The organism is Vibrio sp. 03_296 (assembly GCF_002265885.1).
On sequence record NZ_NPKW01000044.1, the window covers coordinates 1 to 25820 of the forward strand.

Annotated in this window: 25 protein-coding genes, 1 rRNA gene and 2 pseudogenes; 16 read left to right on the plus strand and 12 right to left on the minus strand. The window is 46.8% G+C overall.

Annotated features, from left to right (window positions below; translation table 11 throughout):
- The 8 genes from CIK04_RS03420 to dusA form a co-directional block, all read right to left on the minus strand.
- A 16S ribosomal RNA gene (locus tag CIK04_RS03420) occupies positions 1-66 on the minus strand; the annotation flags it as partial.
- 518 nt (positions 67-584) lie between these two features.
- The gene (locus CIK04_RS03425; RefSeq protein ID WP_017419678.1) at positions 585-1361 is read right to left on the minus strand and encodes a phosphoadenylyl-sulfate reductase; all 777 of its coding nucleotides are present in this window, start codon (positions 1359-1361) and stop codon (positions 585-587) included.
- Entirely contained in the window at positions 1354-3090 is a 1737-nt protein-coding gene (gene cysI, locus CIK04_RS03430; RefSeq protein WP_097353627.1) for an assimilatory sulfite reductase (NADPH) hemoprotein subunit, read from the minus strand. Before cysI ends, CIK04_RS03425 begins: the two co-directional genes overlap by 8 nt.
- Positions 3090-4940 (minus strand): assimilatory sulfite reductase (NADPH) flavoprotein subunit, encoded by a 1851-nt coding sequence (locus CIK04_RS03435; RefSeq protein WP_038940297.1) that lies wholly within the window; start codon positions 4938-4940, stop codon positions 3090-3092. Before CIK04_RS03435 ends, cysI begins: the two co-directional genes overlap by 1 nt.
- Before the next feature lie 114 nt (positions 4941-5054).
- Entirely contained in the window at positions 5055-5285 is a 231-nt protein-coding gene (locus CIK04_RS03440; RefSeq protein WP_011079375.1) for a hypothetical protein, read from the minus strand.
- A 148-nt stretch (positions 5286-5433) separates the two neighbouring features.
- A complete protein-coding gene (locus CIK04_RS03445; RefSeq protein WP_017419674.1) occupies positions 5434-6096 on the minus strand; it encodes a TIGR04219 family outer membrane beta-barrel protein in 663 nt (220 codons plus the stop codon).
- A 97-nt stretch (positions 6097-6193) separates the two neighbouring features.
- Positions 6194-6412 carry an envelope stress response protein PspG gene (gene pspG / locus CIK04_RS03450; protein ID WP_017419673.1) on the minus strand — a complete coding sequence of 73 codons (219 nt, stop codon included), beginning with the start codon at positions 6410-6412 and terminating at the stop codon, positions 6194-6196.
- Between the two features lie 158 nt (positions 6413-6570).
- Positions 6571-7551, minus strand: a complete 981-nt coding sequence (gene dusA / locus CIK04_RS03455) for a tRNA dihydrouridine(20/20a) synthase DusA (protein ID WP_017419672.1) — start codon at positions 7549-7551, stop codon at positions 6571-6573.
- 293 nt (positions 7552-7844) lie between these two features.
- On the opposite strand from dusA, the gene zur reads away from it, so the two are divergent.
- Positions 7845-8294: a zinc uptake transcriptional repressor Zur gene (gene zur / locus CIK04_RS03460; RefSeq protein WP_011151269.1), complete on the plus strand. Its 450-nt coding sequence runs from the start codon at positions 7845-7847 to the stop codon at positions 8292-8294.
- 25 nt (positions 8295-8319) lie between these two features.
- Complete coding sequence (locus tag CIK04_RS03465) at positions 8320-8781, plus strand: chemotaxis protein CheX (RefSeq protein WP_011079371.1); 462 nt, start codon at positions 8320-8322, stop codon at positions 8779-8781.
- Positions 8782-8881: 100 nt separating this feature from the next.
- On the opposite strand, the gene pgi is transcribed toward CIK04_RS03465, so the two are convergent.
- The gene (gene pgi, locus CIK04_RS03470; RefSeq protein WP_017419671.1) at positions 8882-10534 is read right to left on the minus strand and encodes a glucose-6-phosphate isomerase; all 1653 of its coding nucleotides are present in this window, start codon (positions 10532-10534) and stop codon (positions 8882-8884) included.
- Positions 10535-10854: 320 nt separating this feature from the next.
- Here pgi and CIK04_RS03475 point away from each other — a divergent pair, with 320 nt between their 5' ends.
- Entirely contained in the window at positions 10855-11274 is a 420-nt protein-coding gene (locus CIK04_RS03475; RefSeq protein ID WP_039542760.1) for a secondary thiamine-phosphate synthase enzyme YjbQ, read from the plus strand.
- An 854-nt stretch (positions 11275-12128) separates the two neighbouring features.
- Positions 12129-12314 (plus strand): annotated as a pseudogene (locus CIK04_RS03485) (YgjV family protein); the annotation flags it as partial.
- Here CIK04_RS03485 and CIK04_RS03490 read toward each other — a convergent pair.
- Positions 12290-13216 carry a LysR family transcriptional regulator gene (locus CIK04_RS03490; RefSeq protein ID WP_039467036.1) on the minus strand — a complete coding sequence of 309 codons (927 nt, stop codon included), beginning with the start codon at positions 13214-13216 and terminating at the stop codon, positions 12290-12292. The pseudogene CIK04_RS03485 and the gene CIK04_RS03490 overlap by 25 nt on opposite strands.
- A 121-nt stretch (positions 13217-13337) precedes the next feature.
- Between CIK04_RS03490 and CIK04_RS03495 the strand changes: the two genes are divergently transcribed.
- From CIK04_RS03495 to CIK04_RS03510, 4 genes are all read left to right on the plus strand, one after another.
- Positions 13338-14006: an SDR family oxidoreductase gene (locus CIK04_RS03495; RefSeq protein WP_097353614.1), complete on the plus strand. Its 669-nt coding sequence runs from the start codon at positions 13338-13340 to the stop codon at positions 14004-14006.
- A gap of 100 nt (positions 14007-14106) precedes the next feature.
- Positions 14107-15294 carry an MFS transporter gene (locus tag CIK04_RS03500; RefSeq protein ID WP_097353613.1) on the plus strand — a complete coding sequence of 396 codons (1188 nt, stop codon included), beginning with the start codon at positions 14107-14109 and terminating at the stop codon, positions 15292-15294.
- A 78-nt stretch (positions 15295-15372) separates the two neighbouring features.
- The gene (locus tag CIK04_RS03505; protein WP_097353612.1) at positions 15373-16002 is read left to right on the plus strand and encodes a GrxB family glutaredoxin; all 630 of its coding nucleotides are present in this window, start codon (positions 15373-15375) and stop codon (positions 16000-16002) included.
- Between the two features lie 10 nt (positions 16003-16012).
- Positions 16013-17107 carry an alkene reductase gene (locus tag CIK04_RS03510; protein WP_097353611.1) on the plus strand — a complete coding sequence of 365 codons (1095 nt, stop codon included), beginning with the start codon at positions 16013-16015 and terminating at the stop codon, positions 17105-17107.
- Positions 17108-17152: 45 nt separating this feature from the next.
- On the opposite strand, the gene ulaG is transcribed toward CIK04_RS03510, so the two are convergent.
- Entirely contained in the window at positions 17153-18220 is a 1068-nt protein-coding gene (ulaG, locus tag CIK04_RS03515) for an L-ascorbate 6-phosphate lactonase (protein WP_017421368.1), read from the minus strand.
- 123 nt (positions 18221-18343) lie between these two features.
- A complete protein-coding gene (gene ulaR, locus CIK04_RS03520; RefSeq protein WP_011081979.1) occupies positions 18344-19099 on the minus strand; it encodes an HTH-type transcriptional regulator UlaR in 756 nt (251 codons plus the stop codon).
- Positions 19100-19485: 386 nt separating this feature from the next.
- Here ulaR and CIK04_RS03525 point away from each other — a divergent pair, with 386 nt between their 5' ends.
- From CIK04_RS03525 to CIK04_RS03560, 8 genes and pseudogenes are all read left to right on the plus strand, one after another.
- Positions 19486-21246: a PTS ascorbate-specific subunit IIBC gene (locus CIK04_RS03525; RefSeq protein WP_039547727.1), complete on the plus strand. Its 1761-nt coding sequence runs from the start codon at positions 19486-19488 to the stop codon at positions 21244-21246.
- A 69-nt stretch (positions 21247-21315) separates the two neighbouring features.
- Complete coding sequence (locus CIK04_RS03530; RefSeq protein ID WP_039547728.1) at positions 21316-21792, plus strand: PTS sugar transporter subunit IIA; 477 nt, start codon at positions 21316-21318, stop codon at positions 21790-21792.
- 9 nt (positions 21793-21801) lie between these two features.
- On the plus strand, positions 21802-22494 hold the full coding sequence (locus tag CIK04_RS03535) for an L-ribulose-5-phosphate 4-epimerase (RefSeq protein ID WP_017421365.1): 693 nt from the start codon (positions 21802-21804) through the stop codon (positions 22492-22494).
- A gap of 4 nt (positions 22495-22498) precedes the next feature.
- Positions 22499-23320, plus strand: a complete 822-nt coding sequence (locus CIK04_RS03540; protein WP_026050501.1) for a Cof-type HAD-IIB family hydrolase — start codon at positions 22499-22501, stop codon at positions 23318-23320.
- Between the two features lie 5 nt (positions 23321-23325).
- On the plus strand, positions 23326-23973 hold the full coding sequence (locus CIK04_RS03545) for a 3-keto-L-gulonate-6-phosphate decarboxylase UlaD (protein ID WP_038939674.1): 648 nt from the start codon (positions 23326-23328) through the stop codon (positions 23971-23973).
- Between the two features lie 8 nt (positions 23974-23981).
- Positions 23982-24863, plus strand: coding sequence for an L-ribulose-5-phosphate 3-epimerase (locus tag CIK04_RS03550; RefSeq protein WP_038968588.1), 882 nt, complete (start codon positions 23982-23984; stop codon positions 24861-24863).
- A 222-nt stretch (positions 24864-25085) separates the two neighbouring features.
- Positions 25086-25514, plus strand: a complete 429-nt coding sequence (locus CIK04_RS03555; protein WP_026050500.1) for a hypothetical protein — start codon at positions 25086-25088, stop codon at positions 25512-25514.
- A gap of 120 nt (positions 25515-25634) precedes the next feature.
- A pseudogene (locus CIK04_RS03560) lies at positions 25635-25820 on the plus strand (IS5/IS1182 family transposase); the annotation flags it as partial.

Consider the following 25820-nt stretch of genomic DNA (forward strand, 5'->3'; position numbering starts at 1 on the left):
CTCGACTTGCATGTGTTAGGCCTGCCGCCAGCGTTCAATCTGAGCCATGATCAAACTCTTCAATTAAAAGTTTTTTGAAGCTTTCGCTTCGGCTCAATGAATACTGAATAAATTGACTGTGCCGATACTTAGTATCGTTTTGGTCACTCAGTTCATTGATAAATCTTTTGGATTATCATCAACGAGCGCCCACACAGATTGATAGGTTTATATTGTTAAAGAGCTTTCTTCTTTTGTGAATCGCATCACTTCGGAAGAGGCGGCCATTCTAGCGAGATAATTTTCAGTGTCAAACACTTTTTCAAAATTATTTCATTTTTCTTTCTGGCCTATCGAACAAGCTTGAAACCCTTGTGAGCCCTCGCCCTGTCGATGAGGTGGCATTATAGAGATCCCGCTCACATTGGCAAGTGTTATTTTGAGAAAATTGCAAAAACAAAGCCTAAACGAACAAAATCCATTCAAAGCGTCATTTATCCAACTTTACCCAAAACAAACCAACAAAATACCCACAAAGTTATCCACAAAGCCCGTTTTACAGCTAAATAAAAGACCGCATCTGCGGCCTTTTAGCTTCTCTATTATTAAATACCAGAACCATCTTGTTCATTATCTTCTTCATGAAGACCACACTCACGCTTCAAGCCAAAGAAACGAGTTTCTTCTTCACTCATCCCTGGCTCCCATTTTTGGGTTGTATGCGTATCCCCGACAGAAAGATAGCCCTGATCCCAAAGGGGGTGATATGAAAGACCGTGTTCTTTTAAATAGTAGTGTACGTCTTTGTTACTCCAATCCACTACAGGTAAAAACTTAAACACACCATTTTGTATCGAAAGAATAGGTAGGCCGGCTCGGGATTGAGATTGCTCTCGACGTAATCCGGAAAACCAGGTTTTAACATTGAGCTCATTCAGTGCCCGACGCATAGGTTCGACTTTATTAAGCTTATTGTATTTCTCTATACCTTCTATACCTTGCTCCCACAGTTTGCCATATCGAGCTTCCTGCCAGTTTGCACTCTCATTCGCTCGGTATACTTTGAGATTTAGGTTTAGAGATTCAGTTAACTCATCAATAAATTGATACGTTTCAGGAAACAGGTAGCCCGTATCGGTCAAAATGACGGGAATATCGGCTTGCTGCTTCGATACCAAATGCAGCATGACAGCCGCTTGAATCCCAAAACTCGACGAAACAGCGTGTGCCCCTTCCAAATTTTGCAGAGCCCAAGCGACCCTATCGTGAGCTGACAGCATCTCTAACTCAACGTTGATTTCGGCAAGGCGGAGACTTTGCTCCGCCTTGGTTAACGTGAGCAATTCTGATAGCTGCAGCGTTGAAGCAACAGAATCAAGCATAGAAATCCCTTTTAGAAATGATGACCTCTTCAACAATGCCAGCACGTATAGTGAAATCACCAAAGCATTCGCCATCCAAACGCTCTTTCGCCCAACGGCCAACAAGCGCATCAATTTCATCTAATATTTGCGTGTCGGTGATGTTCTCTTTATACATCTTCGGCACTCGTGTACCACCACGGTTGCCACCAAGATGGAGATTGTAACGACCTGGCGCTTTACCAACTAAGCCGATTTCCGCCAACATTGCACGGCCACAACCATTCGGACAGCCCGTGACTCGCAAAATGATGTTGTCTTCTTTATCTAGGCCATGCTTGTCCAGAATGCCTTCCACATCAGTAACAAACTTAGGTAGGAAGCGCTCTGCTTCCGCCATTGCTAGCGGACAGGTAGGGAATGCCACACACGCCATCGAGTTCTTGCGCTGCTCGCTAACGCCGTCATCCATCAAACCGTGCTCGCGCGCCAACTTCTCTATTTTGGCTTTGTTGCTCTTAGAGACACCAGCTACAATTAAGTTTTGGTTAGCGGTCATACGGAAATCACCTTTATGAATTTTAGCGATTTCTGCCACACCTGTTTTCAGGGGTTTGCCGGGATAATCGAGTAGACGACCATTCTCAATAAATAGGGTGAGATGGTGCTTACCATCAATCCCTTCAACCCAGCCAATGCGATCGCCGCGCTCGGTGAACTCATAAGGGCGGCTAACCTCAAACTTAATCCCAGCACGCTTTTCGACTTCTGCTTTAAAGACATCCGTACCTACGCGATCTAAGGTGTACTTGGTTTTGGCATTTTTACGATTCGAGCGATTTCCCCAATCACGTTGCGTCGTGACGACAGCTGCAGCCACATCCAGTGTTTTCTCTAGAGGAATAAAACCAAAATCATCCGCTCGACGAGGATAAGTTGAAGTGTCGCCATGGGTCATAGCAAGACCACCACCCACCAGCACGTTAAAACCAATCAGTTTGCCATTTTCAGCAATCGCGACAAAGTTAAGATCATTGGCATGAACGTCCACATCATTTTGTGGAGGGATCACGACGGTCGTTTTAAACTTACGCGGTAAGTAGGTTTTACCTAGGATCGGCTCATCATCTTCCGTGGTTTCCACTTTTTCACCATCTAACCAAATCTCTGCATACGCTTTGGTTTTAGGCAGCAAATGCTCACTGATTTTTTTCGCCCACTCGTAGGCTTCTTGATGAAGTTCTGATTCAACCGGGTTGGTTGTACACAACACATTGCGGTTAACATCACCCGCCGTCGCAATCGAATCAATACCAATACTATTTAGTGTCTGATGCATTAGCTTGATATTTGGCTTAAGTACACCGTGAAACTGGAACGTTTGACGCGTGGTCAGACGAATACTGCCATAAAGCGAGTGCTCGGTAGCAAACTTGTCAATCGCTAACCATTGTTTGGGCGTAATGATACCACCCGGCATACGTGCACGTAGCATCACGTTATGTAGAGGCTCAAGTTTCTGTTTTGCGCGCTCGTTACGAATATCACGGTCATCCTGCTGATACATACCGTGGAAGCGAATCAACTGGAAGTTATCCGCGGTAAATCCGCCTGTGATTCGGTCTTGTAGATCCTGCTCTATCGTGCCACGTAGGAAGTTACTCTGCGTTTTAAGACGTTCGTTATCAGACAACTTTCCTAATTCTTCGCCTAATACAACCTGCTTATTATTTTCAATAGAAAAAGTCATTAGTACACATCCCTTTGATAACGTTTTGCTTTACGTAAGTCGTTAATAAATTCTTCTGCGTCATCGCGTGACATCTTACCTTCTTGTTCTGCCACAGCGACGAATGCCTGATGAACATCTTTTGCCATTCGGTTCGCATCGCCACAGACATAGAGATAGGCGCCTTCTTGAATCCACTGCCATACTTGCGCTGCATTTTCTAAGATGCGTTGCTGTACATAGACTTTCTCTGCTTGGTCACGACTAAAAGCGACATCGAGTTTCGTCAGCAGGCCAGATTTCAGATACTTCTGCCACTCAACCTGGTAGAGGAAATCTTGTGTAAAGGTACGATCACCAAAGAACAACCAGTTTTTGCCTTCAGCACCGCGGTTATCACGCTCTTGGATGAAACTGCGGAAAGGCGCAATACCCGTACCAGGTCCAACCATGATGACTGGGACATTATCGTCTGCTGGCAACTTGAAGTTATTGTTGTTCTCTACAAAGATGTTTACTTGCTCACCTTCTTCTAGACGTTGGGCTAAATAACTGGAGGCTCCACCAAAGCGTTGTTCGCCTTTGAACTCATACTCTACTAGCCCTACTGTAAGATGGACTTCTTCATCCACTTCCGTTTGGCTCGAGGCAATGGAGTACAGCCTTGGAGTAAGGCGACGCAGTAGTCCCACCAACTCCTCTGCCGTAAGTTTGGTTTGCTTTTCCGCTAACAGATCCACAAGCTGCGTATTACCTGCGTACTCGCGCAGCTTGTCTTTCTCTTCCACCAGTTTTAGCAGCTTTTTGCTACCGGAAAGCAGGGCAAACTTTTCCACTTGTTGAGGATTAGAAGAGGTAATTTCAAACTTACTCACCAAAGCACTGTGAATAGAGAGACTTTCACCGTCCACATCAATGCTTTCTACTCCAGATAATCCCACTTTGGCTAGCACTTGATTGGCTAACTCACCACTGTTCTCAAACCACACCCCTAAGGCATCTCCCGGCTGATAAGTGATGCCTGAGCCAGCGAGATCGATTTCTACATGACGAACGTCTTTACCAGAATCTCGGCCTGTGATTTTTTGGCTGGTCAGTAGCGTCGCAGCATAAGGGTTTTGCTTAGTATAGAGAGCATGTCCTGCTGCCAATTGCGCGACTGGCAATTGAACCACGTCAGCTTCAACTCCCGCAGACAACGCATCCTTTACTTTTTCTAGCGCCTGTTTACGCCACTGTGCTGCCGATGCATCATAATCAACATCACAATCGACACGCTCGATGAATGGCGTCGCACCCAGCTTGGTAAGATAGGCATCGAAATCTTTGCCCGTCTGACAGAAAAACTCGTAACTTGAGTCACCTAAACCAATCACACCGTATTGTAGGTTTGGCAACTTCGGTGCTTTCTTCGATTGCAAGAACTCATGCAATTCGATGGCATTATCTGGCGCTTCACCTTCACCATTGGTGGACGCGACAATAATGACATGAGTTTCATTGGCTAAGTTTTTACCTTTGTAATCGCTCGCGTCAAATAACTGAACAGCAATACCTTCTGCTTTGGCCTCTTGTTCCAGCGCTTCAGCAACCCCTTTGGCGTTGCCGGTTTGAGAAGCAAAGATAATCGTCAGTTTTCCTGCGGGTTTAGCAGCCACAGCCGAAACCGCTTGAGCGATAGGCGTGACAGCGGATGGCGCGGCACTTTGCGACAATCCCCAAAAGTAGCCACTCACCCAAGCCAATTGCTGCGGTGATAAATCTGAAATCTGCTGTAATAGATTAATTTGTTGATCGTTGAGTGGGCTAGCTAAGCCAGCCAATCCTGATGGAGTAGTGTTTCCTGATGACACTTTCTTTTGAGAAGACATAGTCACGACATCCCTATTCATTGCGTGACGATAGATTAACCACTCTTTTTAATAACAAGAAAGAATAGAAGTGAATGTTTTATAACTTTTTGGAAGTAAGCAAAGCCTGAGAGATCAGCGGGTTTCCACTCTGACTTGTTGAAAGCCGACCGCCATTGCGGATTTGGACGCTTCATCAAGATCTTGATACTGGCACTCTTCGCCATGGCTGTCTGTCAGCAAAACAAAGCCACCTCTCGCATGGCGAAACTCCACCACCCACGCCCCCTCCTGTATTGAAGGTTCAATGATCGCCTCAACCAACTGCTTCTCTCGATATAAGTTTCTTAACTCGGTAATGGTCATACACGGTCCCTGTCTGACTTTTGATGATGACATCAATAAGCATGGACGAATTTGCCACCAATGCGAATTATTTGCCGAGTTTTATAGATAAGAGATATAAAAAAAGGCCGCTTATAACTTAGCGGCCTTTTCAAATTCTCATTGGTGATTAAAAGCGATATTGCGCGCCTAAAAACCAGCCATGGGCGAAGATAAATGATTTACCTAAAGAGGAAGCGAAAGCATCGGCTTCCAAGTCAATCACGCGGTAACCCGCACGTAAAGCCACTTCCGACCCCTCAAAAGGCAATCGATACTGCATGCCTGCCATCAAATCTGTGCTCTTGATGCCTTTGTTGTTACCAAAGTTCATCTCACCAATCACATCAAAATTGGTTTTTGGTACGTTAATTTCACCGTAGCCATACCAAGCCCAAATCATCTCATCAAACGAAGACTCGCCTGCGGCTAAGTCCGCAACATTGAGATACTTGGTGTTGCTCAAATCGCTGAAGGTGATACCCGCATCAAAGTGCATCAAATCGTGCTCAAGCAAATTAAAGTAAAGCGTTAGATCCAGCTTATCGAATGCCATGTAATCGGCATCAACCGAAGTGTAACGCACACGCATGTCTGGCAAATATTTTACTTCATGCTCAATCGATGCGTAATAGGTCCCAGTGGCGGCACGATCACGGTCAACTTCATTGACTTTCGTTTTCACATTCCAAAATTCGGCGCCTACCGTGGTTTCCACACTGGCTTGGCAGGTCGCAGAAAACAGGCCTAATGGTGCCAATAGTGCACAAATGGTAGCGATTTTATTACGCATGAGAGTAATACTCCGATTTTACTGAGTTAACCTTGGATGAGCTGAGCGGTGATCCTATCACAATCTCAGCTCACACACTCAACAAAATCCGCTCCAATTACGATTTGTATCTGGGCTGCGCGACCACATGCTTAAAAAACCAGATAGCCACGGCGATAACAATTAACCAAGGCAATAACTTCAAAACAAACCCAAGCATACCGAGCAAAATCATCACCACCAGCGCAATACCTGTTGCAGCAAACACCGTCATCATTGTAATCCCCGTCACCAACAAGGTTGCTGCGAAAACCAAAACAAAAATCAGCTCTAACATCATCTATCTCCTTTGTTTTCTTGTAAGGAGCAGAATCTGTACCAACTTTTAAAAATTAAGTAACCATATAAAAAATAAAGGAAAAGCCCTTAAACATAAAAGCTAAGGGCTTCAAGATAAAGAGTGAATTGGTAATTTTTACCACCTAGTGGTGAAATTTACACATCCAGTTCTTGCGGTATTTTGGCTAAAGCCTGCTGTAACACTTCAATACCAGAGCCTGGCTTGTGAGCATTCTCACTGATATGACGACGCCATTGACGTGCACCTGGCATGTTTTGGAATAGCCCTAGCATGTGACGAGTCATATGACCAAGGTAAGCACCATTGGTAAGCTGCTGCTCGATGTAAGGATACATTTCTTCCACGATCTGACGTCGCTTCTTAATTGGCGATTGGCTGCCAAACAACTCTTGGTCCACTGACGCGAGTAAGTAAGGACTTTGATACGCTTCACGACCGATCATCACGCCATCTAGATGCTGTAGGTGTTCTTTCGCTTCTTCTAAGGATTTCACGCCACCGTTAATTGCAATTGTCAAATGCGAGAAGTCTTTCTTCAGTTGGTAAGCTCGTGGGTAATCCAATGGTGGGATCTCACGGTTTTCTTTCGGGCTTAGGCCACTCAGCCATGCTTTACGCGCATGGATAGTAAACTGTTCGCAGCCACCTTTTTCAGAAACCATGGAGACAAAGTCAGTGAGAAACTCGTAAGAGTCTTGGTCATCGATACCAATACGGGTTTTCACCGTCACCGGAATATCCACGACCTCTTTCATTGCAGCGACACAATCCGCAACCAATTGAGGCTCAGCCATAAGACAAGCACCAAAACGTCCATTCTGGACGCGATCTGACGGGCAACCGACATTCAGGTTCACTTCGTCGTAGCCTCGCTCTGCTGCCAACTTGGCACAAATGGCGAGATCTTGAGGGTTTGAACCGCCCAACTGCAACGCGACAGGATGCTCTTCTTGGTTATAAGCAAGAAAGTCCCCTTTCCCATGAATAATCGCTCCAGTCGTAATCATTTCGGTATAGAGCAAGGTTTCTTTCGTCATCAAGCGATGAAAGTAACGACAATGGCGATCGGTCCAATCAAGCATAGGAGCGACAGAAAGACGACAAGAGTGAGTCATAAGTATTTACCTTAACAACAAAGGAGCCGAAGCAATCCGCATAAGTAACGGCGCAAAGTGCTGATATTTTGCACGGTTAATTATTCGGGTTGGCTTCATATCAAAATTTTGGTCCGATATTGTAATGGTTCATGTCGGGATGCGCTACACTCGCTTTACCTGAGTCAGGTTTCGTTTTATTGTTGGGCGAACACTGACCGTTTGTGACAAAGATAAAAGCTTATTTGGATTTTTATCGGTTTCTCAACGATCTTCGTATAGAAATAGTTTATTATTAAGAAAGTCCAATCATTATGGTGAAAGCTTTGGACCAGACACTAGTTGAGCAAATAGAAGGCATATGTTCGGCACGAGGAGTCCGACTGACTCCGCAACGTAAGCGAGTTTTTGAACTCATTTGTTCAAACTCAAGAGCCTCCAGCGCTTATGAATTACTGGAGCAGCTCAAGGAGAGCGAACCTCAAGCCAAACCTCCTACCGTCTATCGCGCTTTGGAATTTTTAATGGAGCAGGGCTTTATTCATCGGGTTGAATCGACCAACAGTTTTATCTCCTGCTGCTCTTGCAACGCGAACCAACATTTTTTCCAATTACTTATTTGTGATAAATGTGGGGATGTCGTTGAACTTCAGGATGATACACTGATATCCTTGTTGGCTAATAATGCTGAGAAATACGGCTTTAAATTGACCAATCAAGTGATCGAAACTCACGGTACCTGTAAAACTTGTCTCTCAGAGTGAAAGAATAAAGATATAGAAGAACGTTATGCGCGCTGAATTTGTAAACCCGTTTTTAGCATCTCTAATGAATGTTCTAAAAACGATGGCTTCACTGGAATTGAAGCCTCAGAAACCACGAATCAAAAAAGATGAGATTGCCCGTGGTGATGTTTCTGGCCTTATTGGTATGGTCGGGGCGCAAACACGCGGCTCGATGTCAATTACCTTTGATGAAGGGCTTGCGCTCGAAATCATGCAGAACATGCTGGGTGAGCGACCAAATGGATTGAATGAAGAAGTAACCGATATGGTGGGTGAAATCACCAATATGGTTACTGGTGGAGCAAAACGTATTCTCGCTGAAAGTGGCTTTGATTTTGATATGGCGACACCCGTTGTGGTCTCAGGCAAAGGACACACGATTCGCCACAAGTGCGAAGGCTCGATCATCATCATGCCGTTTTCCTCTCAGTGGGGTAACGCTTTCATCGAAATCTGTTTCGAATAATCAATAAATGAAAGGTTGGCTTGGTCCAACCTTTTTTGTTTCGCTATTACGAACATAAAAAAGGTCAGCAAACGCTGACCTTTGTTTTTCTATTCGCACATTACGCTTTGAACGCTTTAAATGCGTTGATAAGACCATTAGTTGAACTGTCGTGTGAGCTGATTTCAGAACCATCAGCAAGTTCAGGCAGGATTTGGTTTGCCAGTTGCTTACCTAGCTCCACACCCCATTGGTCAAAGCTGAAGATGTTCCAAATCACGCCTTGAACAAAGATTTTGTGCTCGTACATGGCGATCAGGTTACCCAGTGTGCGAGGCGTGATTTGCTTAACCAAGATAGAGTTGGTTGGACGGTTACCTTCAAATACCTTGAATGGGGCAATCGCCGCCACTTCTTCTGCATTTTTACCGGCTTTAACCAATTCCGCTTTGACGGTTTCTTCATCTTTACCAAATGCCAATGCTTCTGTTTGTGCAAAGAAGTTCGACATCAGTTTCTGGTGGTGGTCACCAGCTGGGTTGTGGCTCACAGCCGGTGCAATGAAGTCACAAGGAATCAACTTGGTGCCTTGGTGAATCAGTTGGTAAAACGCGTGCTGACCGTTAGTACCAGGCTCACCCCAGATGATTGGACCGGTTTGGTAAGTCACTGGGTTGCCATTGCGGTCAACGTATTTACCGTTCGACTCCATGTTACCTTGCTGGAAGTACGCGGCGAAGCGGTGCATGTACTGGTCGTAAGGTAGAATGGCTTCTGACTCAGCGCCATGGAAGTTGTTGTACCAAATACCAATCAGAGCAAGAATCACAGGAATGTTGCTTTCTAGCTCTGTAGAGACGAAATGGTTGTCCATCTCGTGAGCACCCTCTAGAAGCTCAACAAAGTTGTCGTAACCGACAGCAAGTGCAATTGAAAGACCGATGGCTGACCATAGAGAGTAACGACCACCAACCCAATCCCAGAACTCAAACATGTTGTCAGTATCAATACCGAACTCAGATACCGCTGGAGCATTAGTAGAAAGTGCCGCAAAGTGCTTAGCAACGTGTGCTTGATCGCCAGCCGTAGCTAGGAACCAATCACGCGCAGTATGAGCGTTTGTCATGGTTTCTTGCGTCGTGAACGTCTTAGACGCGATCAAGAAGAGTGTTGTCTCAGGATCGACTTTCTTCAGTGTTTCAACGATGTGAGTACCATCAACGTTAGATACGAAGTGTAAGTTTAGGTGGTTTTTGTATGGTGCAAGCGCTTCCGTCACCATGTAAGGACCTAGGTCTGAACCGCCAATGCCGATGTTGACGATATCTGTGATCGCTTTACCTGTATAACCTTTCCATTCACCGCCAATAACACGCTCAGTAAATGATTTAATTTTCTCTAGCACTGCGTTTACCGCTGGCATAACGTCTTCACCATCAACCAGGACTGGCTGGTTTGAGCGATTACGTAGCGCCGTATGCAGCACCGCGCGACCTTCCGTTTGGTTGATCGCTTCACCACTGAACATTGCTTTAATAGCAGCACTTAGTTCCGTTTCTTTCGCTAGTGCGAATAGGTGTTTTAACGTTTCGTCGTTGATAAGGTTCTTTGAGTAATCGACAAGAATATCACTGCCAAAACGTGCTGAGAACTTATCAAAACGCGCTGCGTCTTGAGCGAAAAGATCTTTCAGATCCATATCTTGTGCAGATTCAAAATGCGCTGTCAGCGCGTTCCAAGCTTGTGTTTGCGTTGGATTAATAGTTTTCAACATGGTATTTATCCCGATGTTACAGTAGGTTCCATTCCATACAGTCTAGCGAAAACTGGTGGAATCCCCGATTTAGCAAAAAATAATTGTGATTGTCGACTGCACTCTCGTGCAAGACAACCTTAAGTTTGTAATTTTTTTTCAGAGTGCAATTATGACGCACTCGTGCTGCGCGCTCTTTGAGTTAAGTCACGTAAACCGTTTCTGTTTTGAGCAAGCCACTTAGCATGATGGCTCACTATAGTGTGTTGTCTCTCTAATACGCTGCAACCAAAGATAGCGTTGAATTATCCATTTGCCAAATAGATTATAAGGAATGAGATATGTGGTATCAGAAGTGTTTAACCCTACCCGCCCGAAAGCGTGGCTTTCATCTGATCACTGATGAAATTGAACAACAATTACCAGAATTATCAAAATTGTCCGTTGGTTTGTTACATCTTTTTATCCAACATACCTCAGCCAGTTTGACCATCAATGAGAACGCAGACCCCACCGTTCGACATGATATGGAGCAACACTTTAATCGCTTTATTCCTGAAAGGGCACCTTACTATCAGCATGATTATGAAGGCGATGATGATATGCCCGCCCACATAAAAGCCTCGACATTAGGATGCCATCTCACTATTCCAATCTCTCAGGGGCGTTTAGCGTTAGGCACTTGGCAGGGGATCTACTTAGGCGAGCATCGAGATCATGGTGGACAACGGCGTATAATGGCCACGCTCTATGGGGAATAAAAATTGAGTAGGGTGAGGCGTTACCGCCTCATCCCTCTCACAGAACCGTACGTACGGGCCTCGTATACGGCTCATGCATACTCCATATCACCATGATTGGTGGCACAACATTAATCTGAGAATCTAATGTTGTCCGCTTTGTGGGGACAGTTTGTTTTCATCACTGTTGGTAACTTTCATTGCAGGATTTGGCGTTCTAGCTCAACGGCAATCTACCAAACTTAGTTGCAATTACTTCCCTTATACGACCTGTCTCACCAGAATTCACTATTCCTAGTGCMCCAATTCGACTTGTCCCGTTGATCAGACGGCTTGTGTATCAATGATAAATTCTAACTACTYATCAAAGTCTTAAAGTATGCTTCCCCCCTTCGCAGCTTTCCATGCTTTTGGCAATGGCTCGCTCCTTTACACATATTGGCAAAGGTCGGCTTGGTTTTGTCCTCCACACCATTACTGGCTTTCATCGGCCTAGCCTTAATCACTACTACGGGTTCATCTGCCACCTCGCACCAACGTACATCTTGAGTCACCTCTTGATGGAYGCCTCCGGCGTTTGACCGGATGTGGTGTCAGGCTTCCCCAGTTATTGCACTGACTCCCTGTTAGATATCCCACCCTCAATCACAGTATTGGTCTGACTAAGTATCGGGCTTTGCGCTATGTTGGACGCTTACCCACCAATACCGCCGAAACAGGTTACGGTTAGTTGTGTACATCTAACTTCCTATGGCTTCCTTCAAACCCCACCGTTAGCCAGTGACGCCCTTGCCATTCGGATTGTCTTCCCCTTAGTCAGGGTGACTCCATTTTCTTTCAAGTGGACGGGTTTGCCAGCTTTGCTGGGCAAACAACAAGGCATCGCCCTGCGCAGCCTGATTCTATTCAACTCATTTTGTTGGGTGAGCCACAACCTTTGGCTGGGCTCGATTGGTGGCTCTTTGGTTGAAAGCACCTTTATCGTCACCAACCTGTTCACCATTTATCGTTTGTTTCAACAACGCAGTGCCCAGCGTCACGAGGCGGGAAATCGCGCTTGAAACTGCGCTAGCAAGAAATCAATAAACAATCGAAGTCGCTTGGGTTGATACTGGCGGCTCAGATAAATCACGTTCAAGTCCGCCCCAGCAGATGAGGTGGAAGCGTTGAAGTTTTTCATATAGCCATTAAGCACCGTCACTAAACGCTGCTGTTTGATGTCCTCTTGCACATCGAGAATCGATTTCAACGCAATGCCTGCGCCATCCAGCGCCCATTGACGAATCACTTCGCCATCATCAGAAAAACGCTTCGGCACCACAGTAATAACGTTGTGCTGATCTTCATCTTGAAAGTGCCAGGTTTTCATCTCTTCGTTGCTGCGCACCATGGCTAGACAATCGTGCTGAGCGAGATCTTGTGGCGTGATCGGCGTGCCTTTCTTTGCCAAATACTGAGGAGAAGCACACAGCACTCGGCGACTGGACGCCAGTTTGCGAGAGATAAGGTTACTGTCGGCCAGCTCCCCATATCGGATAACAATATCCAAACCAGACTCTGCCAAGTTGGACAAGTTATCGTTCAAATACAGATAAGGGATCACATCGGGATAGAGCTGACTAAATTCCGACAGTATTGGCGAAATGTATTGCTTGCCAATATCACGAGGAGCCGAGATTTTTAGTGTGCCGCGCACTTCTTTGGTGCCAGTTTGGAGTAAGTTTTCCGTCTCTTTAACGCTGTCGATGATTTCCAAACATGCCTGATGGTACATCGCGCCAGAGTCCGTCAGTGAGATATGCCTTGTACTGCGATTGAGCAGTTTTACCCCATAACGATCTTCCAGCGACTGCAATCTTGCCGTTACGGTTGCCGGTGATAAGCCGAGCTCTCTGCCAGCCGCCGCCAGCCCTTGGTTCTTCACTATGCTGACAAACAACGTCATATCGGAAAACTTATCCACATTCCCTCCTCAAATCTCATTATTCACCTGAGCTGAATAATTAATTCAAATCTTAACCAATTATAAAATTTATTCCAGTCAATATACTGACCCCATCGAAACGAGATTGGAGAAACAAATCATGAAAACAGAAAAAACTGTCTACGTCGTACTCGGTGGCACATCAGGTATTGGTGCTGAACTTAGCCAACAACTTGCGAGCGACAATGCGGTTGTCCACGTAGCAAGCCGTAAAACCGGGCTAGACATCAGCGATGAAAAGTCGGTTTACCACTACTTCGAAACCATTGGTGCTTTTGACCATCTGATCGTCACAGCAGGCTCTTATGCTCCGGCAGGCCAAGTAACGGACGTCGAAGTTTCCCAAGCAAAATACGCGTTTGATACCAAGTTTTGGGGTGCCATCAACGCGGCGAAACATGGCGCGCGCTACATCAAGAAAGGCGGCTCAATCACGCTAACTTCCGGCATGTTGTCGCGCAAAGTTGTTGCTAACACCTACGTAAAAACCGCGATTAACGCAGCCATTGAAGCAACCACGAAAGTACTGGCGAAAGAATTATCTCCGATCAGAGTGAATGCGGTCAGCCCAGGTTTGACCAAAACTGAGGCGTATCAAGGCATGAGCGAAGACGACAGAAATGCCATGTATCAACGCACACAAAATAGCTTGCCAGTGGGCAAAGTTGGCGAAACCAGTGACGTTGCAAAAGCTTACCTACTTCTGATTGAAAACAGCTACATGACCGGCGCCGTGATTGATGTCGATGGTGGCGCACTGCTTGGCTAACAACACACGTTTGGTTAACAGCAAATAAAAACAAGGTGCCAGAACAAGAAAAAGACATGGCACCAATGGGTTCAAACGAAATAAAAAAAGAGACTCCCCCATGAATAAAGAAAAAATGCCGCTGCAGGTATGGATCTTAACGCTTGCCGCTTTTGCTATCGGTACCGCAGAATTTGTTATTGCAGGAATCCTTCCTCAAGTCGCCAACTCATTGTCCATCACGGAAGGACAAGCCGGTTACCTAATCAGTGCCTACGCACTTGCCATTGTGTTTGGCGGTCCGCTACTTACGATTTACTTAGCACGCTTTAACAAGAAAGCCGTACTGGCTGGGCTAATGGTGCTGTTTATTCTCGGCAACGTATTGTCCGCTTTCGCACCGAACTACTTTGTGTTGATGGTGAGCCGAGTGATCACGGGCTTGGTTCAAGGTCCTTTCTACGGCATCGGAGCCGTGGTCGCGACCAATTTGGTTTCAGAAAAAATGGCAGGCCGTGCGGTCGGACAAATGTTCGCTGGCTTAACACTGGCTAACGTTTTAGGTGTTCCTGGCGGTACTTGGATTGGCTTGCAATTCGGCTGGCACACCACTTTCTTAATCGTTGCCGCTTTTGGTTTAGTGGCTCTATTCTTCATCACTTCAGTGATCAAATCGACTGGTCATGGCGAAGCAAAAGATGTCAAAGCACAATTGGCTGCGTTCAAAAACCCAATGCTACTTATCAGCCTTGCGATCACCGTATTTGCTTGGTCGGGGTTCATGACTTTGTATGGCTACATCGCCCCTATCGCCATGCACATCACTGGCTTTAGTGAAAGTGCCGTGACTTGGATTTTGGTGATTGTTGGCGTCGGTCTAATTATTGGGAACACCATGGGTGGTCGTTCATCGGATAAAAACCTACAAAAAGCGTCTATGTTCTGGGCTAGCGCGATGATTGTGTCACTGGTGCTGGTCGGAATCACTGTCGACAGCAAAGTGCTGTTCATTGCCACCGCCTTTGTATTTGGTATTGCGTCATTCGCTAACGTACCAGCAATGCAACTCCGAGTAATGAACCACGGTGGTGAAGGCCAGGAATTAGCAGCGACAGCAAACATCTCCGCGTTCAACTTAGCCAATGCCTTTGGCGGTTTCTTAGGAGGCATGGTGCTCGATAGCCAAATGGGCGCAGGCATGATCCCTTACGCAGCCATCATTGTTCCGCTGATTGGTTTGCTATTCATCGCCAAGGCAAACCGCAAAGAAAACAAACAAATCGACTTAGCACCAAGCTTCAACAACTAATTTCATCCCTACTGGTAGTCCTGACTTAACGCTTTCCGAACAAGCGGGGCTACCCAATTAAATCACTAGGAAAACACTATGAAACTCTACATTTACGAACATTGCCCATTCAGTGCTCGCGTCCGCTATGTTGCAGGCATGCTGAATATCCCACTTGAGATCATAAACCTCGCTTACGACGATGACACAACCACCAACGATCTGATTGGGGCCAAACAAGTGCCGCTATTACTTAAAAATGACGGCCAAGCCCTCGCGGAAAGCTTAGACATCATCGCTTACTTTATCGAGCTCGCTCAATCTTCAGAAAGCCATCAACCGTCTGAATCGGTGCTGGATTGGCAGCGAAGCGCGTTTCTTCCACTGCAAAAAGTGGGTTACCCACGTTGGTCAAACATGGATTTGCCAGAGTTTGCCACTCAGTCTGCACAACAAGCTTGGCGCACAAAAAAGGAAACGGATGCACTCAATTTTGATGCACTTTTGCAAGACACACCAAACATTGCCAAAGAGGTAGAAGCGCTCATCGAGCGTGCGAAAAACGTGTTGGATCTCGATTCCTACCAGCACGTGACTTTGGTAGACGAAGCGATCCTGTTTTCTATTTTGCGCGGGTTCTTCAGTGCCACAGAAATCGAATGGGACAACACCGTGAAAGATTGGATGGAATCAGTAAGCAACAAAACCCAAGTACCACTACTTAAGTAAGGAATCGATCATGAGCAAACTGTTTGAACCAACACAGCTAAAACAACTGGATCTACAAAACCGTGTGGTGATGGCGCCAATGACCCGAGCTCGCACTAGTCAACCGGGAAACATTCCAAACCAAATGATGGCGACTTACTACAAGCAGCGCGCTACCGCAGGCTTGATCATCTCTGAAGCCACCCAGATTTCCGATGATTCACAAGGCTACTCCTTCACACCCGGCGTTTATACCGATGAACAAGTGGCCGGTTGGAAGTTAGTCACTCAAGCGGTGAAATCACAAGGCGCCGCCATGTTCTGCCAGCTTTGGCATGTGGGCCGAGTATCGCACCCAGTTTTCCAAAAAGGTGAACAGCCCATCGCACCATCTGCGCTTGCTCCGGTAGAGACTAAAGTGTGGATCGCCGATGAGCAAGGCAACGGCAATATGGTCGATTGTGTAGAGCCACGAGCCATGACTCAAGCGGATATTGACCGTGTTGTGAGTGATTTTGCCTATGCAGCGAAACGGGCGATGGAAGCAGGCTTCGATGGCATCGAAATCCACGGCGGCAATGGTTACCTGATTGACCAGTTCCTACGTACCAATTCAAACCACAGAACCGACAACTACGGCGGTACTCGAGAAAATCGACTTCGCTTTTTGTTAGAAGTGGTCGATGCGGCGAGTAAAGCCATAGGTGCCAACAAAGTAGGAGTACGACTCGCGCCATTCATCACTTTCAAGGACATGAACTGCCCAGACATTGTGCCAACCATCCTCGATGCATCGAAACAACTTCAAGCTCGTGATATTGCGTACTTGCATCTGTCTGAAGCGGATTGGGACGACGCGCCCGTGATTCCAGAGAGTTTCCGCATCGAATTGCGTGAATACTTCACCAACACCATTATTGTTGCGGGCAGTTACACTCAAGTGAGAGCCGATGAGGTACTTGAGAAAGGCTATGCAGATTTAGTGGCGTTTGGCCGCCCATTTGTCTCTAACCCAGATTTGGTGGCACGCTTAAAGCATCAACAACCTCTGGCAGAACTGGATGGAACAACCCTATTTGGCGGCAATGAACGAGGTTATACAGATTACACGGCTTTGCATGTGTGAGTGAACGAAAAGGGAGATGTGGCCATCTCCCTTTGTTTGTATTGCTTAGAGGAACGCTTTGTAAGGCAGTTCAGGTTCATTTTTAAAGATGTCACTGAAGCCACGGAAGTGTTGGTAATGCATACGGCCTTTATCGGTTGGGAAGGTGTACTTGCCACCGACTTGCCAGAAAAACGGCGCAAACTTGTATTGTAAGCGGTCTTTTTTCATGTTCCATAGCACTTCAATCTCACGCGGATCGTTCTGGAAGTTTGCCCAAATATCGTGATGGAATGGCACCACGACTTCACAATCTAACGACTCCGCTGCACGTAGAATGTCGGATGAGGTCATTTTGTCGGTCACACCACGTGGGTTTTCACCAAAAGACAATAAAGCCACATCGATTTGGTATTCATTGCCGTGCGCTGCGTAGTAGTTGGAGTAATGAGAGTCACCCGAGTGGTAAACGGAGCCACCGCTGGTTTCAATCAGGTAGTTCACCGCACGTTTGTCCATTCCATCTAAGATCTCTTTATCGTAAGAAGATACGCCTTCAGGAAGGGTCACAAGTGCTGTGCGGTCAAACGAATCGAGGATACGAATTTTCATATCGCCCACTTCAAGCACATCGCCAACTTTGGCCACGATGCAACGCTCTTCTGGCACCCCCCATCCCATCCAAAGATCGACGCACGCTTGCGGGCCGATAAACTTCACGTGTTCACCACAGTTTTGCAGCACCGCCGCCGCGACATTGACGTCAATATGATCACCATGATCATGAGATGCCAACACGGCATCAATCTCTTTAATCGCAAAGGGATCAAGCGGGAAGATTGCTGTACGTAAGTTCGGTTGCAGTGCTTCCACGCCTCCCATGCGCATCATTTGGTGCTGGTTTTTCATAAAGGCGTTCTTTTGCGTTTTTTTGCCCGTTCCACACCAAAAATCGATGGAAATATTAGTGTTACCCTCACTTTTCAACCAGATACCAGTACAACCCAACCACCACATGGAGAATGTATTCGGCTCTACTACTGTGTTTTCGATCTCTTCGTTCAGCCAAGTTCCCCATTCAGGAAAGGTACTTAGGATCCATGACTCGCGTGTAATTTCATTTACTTTACTCATAGCAACACCTTCTTGTTTCACAACTTTTATTAAATTTAGGATGTAGGGAGCCAAGCGCCTTAAAGGGTGATTAAGGCACTGAGCAGAATTGTGTTCGTGATTTGAGAAAGAAACGAGGTCGCGTTACACCAAAATGACCTTCGTCCCTTTTGCTTCTATCGCTTTGATGACATCGGGATTCGCGCTTTTACCGGTGATCAAAATGTCAATTTTCTCCGCTGGGCAGAAAAGCATGCCTGTGCGCTGCCCCACTTTCGAGCTATCGACCACCACCACTAACTTGTCGATTTGCTCAAGCATTTGTTGCTCTGCGACCGCGGTCAGCATATCGGCTTTGTATAGCCCCGCTTCCGTCAGGCCTTTACCAGACGTAAACATCCAGTTGCCCGCATAACCGCCTAACGAGTTCGGCGCGGGATTAAGAAAGATGTTTTGCGAGCGATTGTATTGGCCACCAATGATGATCACGTCGTCATGATCTTCGTTGATTAAATAGCTGGCCAAAGGAAAGTAGTTCGTCACAATTTGCACATCCTGACCACAGAGCCTTTGCCCGAGCAGGAATGCCGTCGAACCGCAGTTGATCACCACACTATCGCCCGGTTGGCAGAGCTCCGCCGCTTGCATGGCAATGAGCGACTTTTCTTCATAATGCTCAGTGCTATTGATGTTCAGTGGTGACCACTTTCTCTTTTTCGCTTCAACACGCTCTGCGCCATTACGCACTTTGCGTAACTTGCCTAGCTCATCTAACTTCGAAATGTCGCGTCGCGCCGTTGCTGGCGACACATTAAAACGTTCAATGATGTGCGCAACGTTAATCGTCTGATTTTCTTCAAGCAGAGAGAGAATGCCGTTGTGCCTTTGCACTTCATTCATAACTATCACCTTATTCAATTCAAATTCACCGAAATGTCTATCTAGTGATTACATGGTGATTACCTGTGATTTGTTTTGATTCTATTAATCACGCTCTTGATTGTCAAATCAAGGTGTTCATAAAATCTCGAATTCATCACAAATTTTATTAAGTCATTGTATTTAAAGATATTTAATGTTTACAGTGTGATCAAAATACCATTTATTGCCTTTTTTAAGCGGCGAAATTGATAAAAATCAAAATAATCACAAATGAGCATTGCATGATTACTTTTGATTGTTAAAGTTTATTTCGTGAGCAATAACTGAGTAGATTCTTACCCTACAAAGGAATCCTCTCTGACCTACAAACGATTACAAATACAAATCCATCAAGGGGTAAAGATATGGAGTTCTTATACGACATCTTCTATATTTTTTACAGCCAAGTCATGACCAAAGCCCCGTTGCTACTGGGCTTAGTGACATTAATTGGCTACTGGCTGCTAAGAAGAGACACCACGACCATCATCAAAGGTTCGATCAAGACGATCGTCGGTTTCATGCTGGTTCAAGTTGGGGCGGGCACCCTCGTCGCTGGCTTTAAACCTGTGATTTCCAAACTTTCTGAGTTTCATGGACTAACGGGTTCCGTCATCGATCCCTACACATCGATGATGTCCACCATGGAAGCCATGGGTGACAACTACTCTTGGGTTGGTTACACGGTGCTGCTTGCACTGGGTATCAACATTCTTTTAGTGTTGTTCCGCCGCTACACGGGGATCCGCACCATCATGCTGACTGGTCACATCATGTTCCAGCAAGCGGGCTTGATTGCGGTGTTCTACTTTGTGCTTGGTGCAAGCATGTGGGAAACCATCATCTACTCGGCAGTGCTGATGGCGCTCTACTGGGGCATTTCATCCAACATCATGTTTAAACCTACAGAGGAAGTGACGGGCGGTGCAGGCTTCTCGATTGGTCACCAACAACAAGTGGCCTCTTGGATCGCCACCAAAGTGGCCCCCAAACTGGGTGACAAAAATGACAGCGTCGATCATCTAGAACTGCCGAAATGGCTGCACATTTTCCACGACAGTATCGCGGCAACCGCTATCGTCATGACCGCCTTCTTCGGCATCATTTTATTGTCTTTTGGTTTGGATAATCTGCAAGCCATGGCGGGCAGCACCCACTGGAGCATCTACATTCTCGAAACCGGTTTGAAATTTGCGGTTGCTATTCAAGTCATCGTGGCTGGTGTGCGCATGTTCGTTGCTGAGCTGTCTGAAGCATTTAAAGGTATTTCTGAACGGGTCATCCCCAATGCCGTACTGGCGATTGACTGTGCTGCTATTTACGCCTTCTCTCCTAATGCGATGGTGTTTGGTTTCATGTGGGGCGCTGTGGGTCAGTTTACCGCCGTGTTGGCCATGTTGGCCTTCGATGCGCCAATCATGATCATTCCCGGCTTTATCCCAATGTTCTTCTCCAACGCGACCATCGGTGTTTTTGCCAACCACTTCGGTGGCTGGAAAGCTGTGATGAAGATCTGTTTCGTCATGGGCATTATCGAAGTTGTCGGCTCTGCTTGGGCTATCCACCTCTTTAACCAACAAGGCACCGAGTTCAACGGTTGGATGGGGATGGCAGACTGGGCACTGGTCTTCCCACCTATCATGCAAGGTCTCTCTGCATCGAAAATGTTCTTCTTTGTCTTGGTCGGCCTCTCTCTGGTTTATATGTTCTTCGCATCACGCAAGCTGCGCGCAGAAGAAGATGCCCAAGGCACAGTTATGGTCAGTGAAGAGCCTGACGTCATTGAAGCGGTGGAACAAGCCATCAAAGCCAGTGATGGTGTGCGCCCAGTCAGCATTCTTGCCGTGTGTGGCAACGGCCAAGGCTCATCAATGATGATGAAGATGAAGATCGGCAAATATCTAGAGAAAAAAGGCATTCCTCATGTGATGGATTCATGCGCCGTCTCTGACTACAAGTCGAAACTGGCCAGCACCGACATCATCGTCTCCTCAAAGCACTTGTCTGCGGAGATGGAACCTGGCGAAGGCAAATTTGTTCTTGGGGTGCAAAACATGCTGAACCCGAACTCATTTGGAGATGAGCTGCTCGACATCATCAACAAGAACTTCGTCTCGGCCAAATAGCCTAATGACTCAATAACTTATAACAAATGAGGTGCCAGTAAAGCTGGCACCCAACCTGGAGATAGAACAATGGGATTAAAACAATCACTGATCGAAAACAACTCAATTAAGTTGCAAGCGCAAGCGTCTAACTGGCGCGACGCGATCAAGATTGGTACAGATATGCTGATTGCCTCTGGCGCGATAGAGCCTTGCTACCATGACGCGATCATCAGCAGCGTTGAAGAGCTCGGCCCTTACATCTGCATCGCGCCTAACCTCGCCTTGCCACACGCACGTCCAGAAAACGGCGTAAATCGTACCGCTTTCGCACTCGTGACTCTAGAAACACCCATCTACTTCGACGGTGAAGACGAACCTGTCGATGTGCTGATCACTCTCGCGGGCAGCTCTTCTGACGAACACATGGAAGGGCTAATGGAAGTGACCCAGGTCTTGGATGATGAAGAAAGCGATACTGGCGTTGATCTGGATAAACTTCGCCACTGCCGCAGCCTCACTGATGTCTTCAACGTCATAGATGACGCTCTGGCTATGACAGCCTAAGGAGGAATCATGTATAGCGAACTGAAACAACGTGTGCTTGAAGCCAACCTCAAACTGCCCAAGTACGGTTTGGTCACTTTTACTTGGGGCAATGTCTCTGAGATTGACCGTGAACGCGGCGTGATCGCGATTAAGCCATCAGGCGTTGAGTATGAGGGAATGCGGGTAGAGCACATCGTTGTGGTTGATCTCGATGGCAATATCATTGAGGGCAAACTGAATCCCTCTAGCGATACCGCGACGCATCTCGAAATCTACAAGGCGTTTCCAGACGTTGGTGGCGTGGTTCATACCCACTCACGCAGCGCAACGATTTGGGCACAAGCAGGGATCGACATTCCGGCACTCGGTACCACTCACGCCGACTATTTTTATGGCGACATTCCCTGCACGCGAAAACTGTCGCAAAGCGAGATTGCGCAGGAGTACGAGAAGAACACCGGGTTAGTGATTGTGGAAGAGTTTCGTCATCGTCGCATCGATCCAATGGCTGTCCCAAGCGTGATTGTCGCAGGTCATGCACCTTTCTCTTGGGGTACCAATGCCGATGATGCGGTGCACAACGCAGTGGTACTGGAAGAGATTTCGGCCATGGCTCTCGCCACTCGCTCGCTCAACAGCGGCATCAAGATCCAGCCAGAACTGTCAGACAAACATTACCTGCGTAAGCACGGTGAAAACGCCTACTACGGACAGAGGTAACAAGATGTACAAAGTGCTTGCGTTAGATTTAGACGGAACTGTGCTCACCGATGATCACAGCATTCATCCGGAAGTAAAAAGCGCGATTATGGAGGCAAAACACAAGTGTCACGTGGTGATCGTTACTGGACGCCATCATACAGCGGCGCGCCCGTACTACGATGAACTGGGCTTGACCACGCCGATCATCTGCTGCAACGGCACTTATGTCTATGACTACCACAATGACCAAGTATTGAAACACAACTCAATCGACAAAGAAGACGCACTGACCTTCATCGCGCTGGCGAAAGAGTTTCAGGTCAAGATGGTGATGTACGTGACCGATGCGATGACCTACTCCAACTACAACCCTATTCACTATATGGAAGCGCTGGAAAAGTGGGCCAAAACGGCCCCCAAACACCACCAGCCGAAGATCTACAAAATCGACTCATTCAGCGATCAAGTTCGTGACACGGAATATGTCTGGAAATTTGTGGTGGAAGGGCTGCCAAGCTCGGTTGAACGCTTACTCGAGAACCCATGGGTCAGCGCAAAATTTAACGGCGAACGCTCATGGTCGAATCGCATCGACTTTGCAGCAAAAGGCAACAGCAAAGGCTTAAGACTGGCGGAATACGTTTCTGAGCTGGGTTATCACCCGAATCATGTCATTGCCGTGGGGGATAACCACAATGATATTTCCATGCTCCGTTACGCCGGATTAGGCGTTGCCATGAATCATGCAGACGAAACAGTGCGTGCGAACGCTCGCTTGGTTTGCGAAACCGATAACAACCATGACGGATTAGCCCGTCTGATACGTGAAAAAATTCAAGGATAAGCATCATGACCAAACCAATGATCCAAATCGCCCTCGATCAAACCAATCTTACCGATGCCATTGCCGTGGCAAGCAACGTTCACCGCTATGTCGATGTGATTGAAGTCGGCACCATTTTAGCGTTTGCCGAAGGGATGAACGCCGTATCGACATTGCGTGAGAACCACCCGGATCACCTTCTGGTCTGCGACATGAAAACCACTGACGGCGGCGCAATTTTGGCTCGCATGGCCTTTGAAGCCGGCGCAGATTGGATAACAGTTTCAGCCGCGGCGCACATTGCGACGATTAAAGCGTGTAAAAAAGTCGCCGACGAATTCAATGGTGAAATCCAAATCGAAATCTATGGCAACTGGACCATGCAAGATGCGCAAGCGTGGGTAGATTTAGGCATCACTCAAGCGATTTACCACCGTTCTCGCGACGCTGAACTCGCTGGCGTGGGCTGGACAGAGGCCGACCTCAATAAAATGAGAGAGCTGTCTCAACTGGGCCTTGAGCTTTCGATTACAGGCGGCATCGTGCCTGAAGATATCTATCTGTTTGAAGGCATCAAAGCAAAAACCTTTATTGCCGGGCGTGCACTCGCAGGCGAACAAGGGCAGCAAACCGCAGAAGCACTGAAAGCACAAATCAACCGCTACTGGAATTAGGGGGAGGTATGTATCAGAACTTACAACGCCATCGTGTCGGCTTATATGAAAAAGCGCTGCCAAACACATTGAGCTGGGAAGAAAAACTCCGCGTCACCAAAGAGCTTGGTTTTGACTTTCTCGAGATTTCTGTGGATGAATCAGACGAACGACGCAGCCGCCTTGATTGGGACGACGAGACGATCTACGCCCTGCGTCACCAATGCGAGCGCTACGGACTGCCGCTGCATTCCATGTGTTTAAGCGCACACCGCAAGTTCCCATTTGGCTCGGCCGATGCAAAAATCCGAGAGCAAGCGTTCCTGCACATGGAAAAAGCCATTGCATTGGCTTATAAGCTCGGCGTTCGCACGATTCAGTTGGCAGGTTACGACGTTTACTACGAACCGGCGAATCGTGCTACCCATCTGCGCTTTATTGAGGGGATGAAACTGGCGGCCAAACTGGCTGAGCGAGCAGGCGTGATGCTGGCGGTTGAAATCATGGATACCGACTACCTGAATTCACTCAGCAAATTTGAAGTGCTTAATCGTGAAGTAAACTCTCCGTATTTCACCGCTTATCCGGATGTCGGCAACATCTCGGGCTGGAACTACGACGTCTGTACCGAGCTGAAACTGAGTAAGCCCCACATTACGCAAATCCATCTCAAAGATACACACCGCGTGACACCGGACTCGCAGGGGCAGTTCCGAGACTTAGTGATTGGTGATGGCGAAGTGAACTTTGATGCGATTTTTAAAACCTTAAAAGAGACCGACTGTGTGGTGCCATTGGTGATAGAAATGTGGGCACAAGACGAAGATTGGCGTGCGCACATTCATACTGCGCAGCAACGCTTAAACCGAGCTTGTGACCACGCAGATTTACCTCGGTTGTTTGCCGCTTAGTGCAACACCACCAACGGCGGAAAAAATCATCTCAAAAGGCCAACAGACCCTAATATCGTTTTTCTGTTTCGGCGTTCAGGGAGTGGGCGCCGAATTTTCCCACACTGGGAACGTGCAGTTTTGCCCCCCGTAGAAAACTGCACTCTTTCATCTGATTGGTTGACTTACTATTTTGCTTAGCGCACAGTGGCGATCTTGCCTTATGAAACTCTGTTGATTTTAATGAAATTACTCCATCTACAACTGTTCTGGTACGAAAAACATCACACCTTATTGGAGATGGAAGACCTACCCATTCTTACCCCTGCGCAAGAAAAAGAGCTGCGCGAGTGGGCGAAAACTCGCCGCAAAATTCTGAGCTATGAAGTACATCAGCACGCTTGGTTAAAAGTGAATGTCGACGGTTTTTCTTCCACATTGCATCTAAAACCCAATGGTACGTTGGTGGAAAAAGATCTCTTCAGCGAAAAAGCCCTTCAGGGGCTTTGGAAAGTCATAGACGGTTTTTTGTTTATCAAAGTGATCAGTGGCGAGTTTATTGTCGAGTATCAAATCGTAGGAAACAAAGAGCAGAACATTCACTGCGGCATTGAATACATTAATGGCAAAGTCAGCACATACAGCAAATTTGCCCAAATCATGAGTGCGTAAACAATCCCTTCCTAAGAAAAAAGGGAGATGTGGCCATCTCCCTTCAGACTGCTGACAAAGGTCTAGCTTTCGAGCTAGACCTTTGATCTAATAGGGGTATCGAAATATGGATACTCCGATATGCTTCAAGAACCCACCCCGCAACAATACGAACTGGAAATGGTGACGATGGAACAGTTAGTTCCTAAAGACCATTTAGTGCGCAAAATCGATAATGCTATCGACTTTGAATTCATTCGTGATGAAGTCGCTCATCTTTATTGTAAAGATAATGGGCGTCCACCTGTTGACCCTGTTCGTCTCTTC

What these genes read in the sequence shown, in the direction of transcription:
- CIK04_RS03425 (WP_017419678.1), bottom strand. Translation starts at nt 1,361, where the DNA reads ATGCTTGATTCTGTTGCTTCAACGCTGCAGCTATCAGAATTGCTCACG.
- cysI (WP_097353627.1), bottom strand. Translation starts at nt 3,090, where the DNA reads ATGACTTTTTCTATTGAAAATAATAAGCAGGTTGTATTAGGCGAAGAA.
- CIK04_RS03435 (WP_038940297.1), bottom strand. Translation starts at nt 4,940, where the DNA reads ATGTCTTCTCAAAAGAAAGTGTCATCAGGAAACACTACTCCATCAGGA.
- CIK04_RS03440 (WP_011079375.1), bottom strand. Translation starts at nt 5,285, where the DNA reads ATGACCATTACCGAGTTAAGAAACTTATATCGAGAGAAGCAGTTGGTT.
- CIK04_RS03445 (WP_017419674.1), bottom strand. Translation starts at nt 6,096, where the DNA reads ATGCGTAATAAAATCGCTACCATTTGTGCACTATTGGCACCATTAGGC.
- pspG (WP_017419673.1), bottom strand. Translation starts at nt 6,412, where the DNA reads ATGTTAGAGCTGATTTTTGTTTTGGTTTTCGCAGCAACCTTGTTGGTG.
- dusA (WP_017419672.1), bottom strand. Translation starts at nt 7,551, where the DNA reads ATGACTCACTCTTGTCGTCTTTCTGTCGCTCCTATGCTTGATTGGACC.
- zur (WP_011151269.1), top strand. Translation starts at nt 7,845, where the DNA reads ATGGTGAAAGCTTTGGACCAGACACTAGTTGAGCAAATAGAAGGCATA.
- CIK04_RS03465 (WP_011079371.1), top strand. Translation starts at nt 8,320, where the DNA reads ATGCGCGCTGAATTTGTAAACCCGTTTTTAGCATCTCTAATGAATGTT.
- pgi (WP_017419671.1), bottom strand. Translation starts at nt 10,534, where the DNA reads ATGTTGAAAACTATTAATCCAACGCAAACACAAGCTTGGAACGCGCTG.
- CIK04_RS03475 (WP_039542760.1), top strand. Translation starts at nt 10,855, where the DNA reads ATGTGGTATCAGAAGTGTTTAACCCTACCCGCCCGAAAGCGTGGCTTT.
- CIK04_RS03495 (WP_097353614.1), top strand. Translation starts at nt 13,338, where the DNA reads ATGAAAACAGAAAAAACTGTCTACGTCGTACTCGGTGGCACATCAGGT.
- CIK04_RS03500 (WP_097353613.1), top strand. Translation starts at nt 14,107, where the DNA reads ATGAATAAAGAAAAAATGCCGCTGCAGGTATGGATCTTAACGCTTGCC.
- CIK04_RS03505 (WP_097353612.1), top strand. Translation starts at nt 15,373, where the DNA reads ATGAAACTCTACATTTACGAACATTGCCCATTCAGTGCTCGCGTCCGC.
- CIK04_RS03510 (WP_097353611.1), top strand. Translation starts at nt 16,013, where the DNA reads ATGAGCAAACTGTTTGAACCAACACAGCTAAAACAACTGGATCTACAA.
- ulaG (WP_017421368.1), bottom strand. Translation starts at nt 18,220, where the DNA reads ATGAGTAAAGTAAATGAAATTACACGCGAGTCATGGATCCTAAGTACC.
- ulaR (WP_011081979.1), bottom strand. Translation starts at nt 19,099, where the DNA reads ATGAATGAAGTGCAAAGGCACAACGGCATTCTCTCTCTGCTTGAAGAA.
- CIK04_RS03525 (WP_039547727.1), top strand. Translation starts at nt 19,486, where the DNA reads ATGGAGTTCTTATACGACATCTTCTATATTTTTTACAGCCAAGTCATG.
- CIK04_RS03530 (WP_039547728.1), top strand. Translation starts at nt 21,316, where the DNA reads ATGGGATTAAAACAATCACTGATCGAAAACAACTCAATTAAGTTGCAA.
- CIK04_RS03535 (WP_017421365.1), top strand. Translation starts at nt 21,802, where the DNA reads ATGTATAGCGAACTGAAACAACGTGTGCTTGAAGCCAACCTCAAACTG.
- CIK04_RS03540 (WP_026050501.1), top strand. Translation starts at nt 22,499, where the DNA reads ATGTACAAAGTGCTTGCGTTAGATTTAGACGGAACTGTGCTCACCGAT.
- CIK04_RS03545 (WP_038939674.1), top strand. Translation starts at nt 23,326, where the DNA reads ATGACCAAACCAATGATCCAAATCGCCCTCGATCAAACCAATCTTACC.
- CIK04_RS03550 (WP_038968588.1), top strand. Translation starts at nt 23,982, where the DNA reads ATGTATCAGAACTTACAACGCCATCGTGTCGGCTTATATGAAAAAGCG.
- CIK04_RS03555 (WP_026050500.1), top strand. Translation starts at nt 25,086, where the DNA reads ATGAAATTACTCCATCTACAACTGTTCTGGTACGAAAAACATCACACC.